At 71.7% G+C, this 1,038-nt stretch carries 1 protein-coding gene and 1 pseudogene; one reads left to right on the top strand and one right to left on the bottom strand.

What is annotated here, in order from left to right; all coding sequences use genetic code 11:
- A pseudogene (locus ACFPZL_RS13585) lies at positions 1-187 on the top strand (A/G-specific adenine glycosylase); the annotation flags it as partial.
- A gap of 22 nt (positions 188-209) precedes the next feature.
- Here ACFPZL_RS13585 and rbfA read toward each other — a convergent pair.
- Positions 210-662, bottom strand: coding sequence for a 30S ribosome-binding factor RbfA (rbfA, locus tag ACFPZL_RS13580; RefSeq protein ID WP_218114357.1), 453 nt, complete (start codon positions 660-662; stop codon positions 210-212).
- Positions 663-1,038 lie beyond the last annotated feature (376 nt).

Genomic DNA, 1,038 nt, shown 5'->3' with positions numbered 1-1,038 from the left:
CCGGCAGGTGCGAGGCCGGATCATGGCGCTGCTGCGCGGGGCGACCGAACCGGTACCGCGATCCGCCGCCATCGCCGCAGCCGCCGAGGGCGGCGTGCGGGACGAGGCCCAGCCCGTCAGGGCGCTCGACTCGCTCGTCGCCGACGGCCTGCTCATCGAAGTCGACGGAGACTACCGCCTGCCGTAGCACCGGCCCCGGGCGATACGCGCTACTCCACGGGATCGGGCCCGGACCCGTCCTCCGCCTCACGGGGCTTCACGTACGGGTCGGCTTCGCCCGCGTACTGGGCACCGGCTGCGAGCTCCTGCGCCTGCGCATCGCGCCGGCGCGCCTCGTCCAGCAGCTCGTTCAAATGGTCGGCGGTCTCGGGCAGCTCGTCGTGGAGGAACTCCAGCGTCGGGGTCAGCCTGGTCCCGAGCTGCTTGCCGACCTCGGAGCGCAGCATCCCGGTCGCGGCCTTCAGCGCCGCCGCCGAATCGGCCAGCTCCTGCTCGTCGCCGTACACCGTGTAGAACACGCTCGCATGCTGCAGATCGCCCGTGACCCGGACATCGGTGATGGTGACGAAGCCGAGACGGGGGTCGCGGAGCCCCTTCTCGAGTCGACGCGCGATGATCTGCTGGATGCGCTCGGCTACCTTGCCCGCCCGTGGATTGCTCATGCTCCAAGCCTACCGCCGGGCGGCACCCCTACGATGGAGAGACACCTTTCCCGATCGGACCACAGGAGACGACCACCGTGACCAATCCGCCGAATCCCGAGTCTCCGGACGCCGGCAGCACTCCCCCGCAGCAGCCGGAGAGCGCACAGCCCGAGGCGCCTCGGTATTCGCCCCCGCAGCAGCCGGAACCGGGGCAGCCTCCCGTGCCGCCGTCCTACCCCGCTCCGGCAGTCGCTCCGCAGCAGCCGCAGTACGGCCACCCGCAGCAGCCGCCCTACGGTCAGCCCCAGCAGCCTGCACCGCAGTACGCGCCGCCGGCCCAGCCGTACGGTCAGCCCGGGCGAGACGCAGTACCAGAGATCGATATCGCGCTCGC

Source organism: Leucobacter soli, from assembly GCF_042659205.1.
GTDB lineage: Bacteria > Actinomycetota > Actinomycetes > Actinomycetales > Microbacteriaceae > Leucobacter > Leucobacter soli.
The sequence above is the reverse complement of the archived record's forward strand: the minus strand, read 5'-3'. Positions and strand labels throughout refer to the sequence as shown.

Coding starts and splice junctions, on each gene's coding strand:
- rbfA (WP_218114357.1), bottom strand. CDS start 662: ATGAGCAATCCACGGGCGGGCAAGGTAGCCGAGCGCATCCAGCAGATC.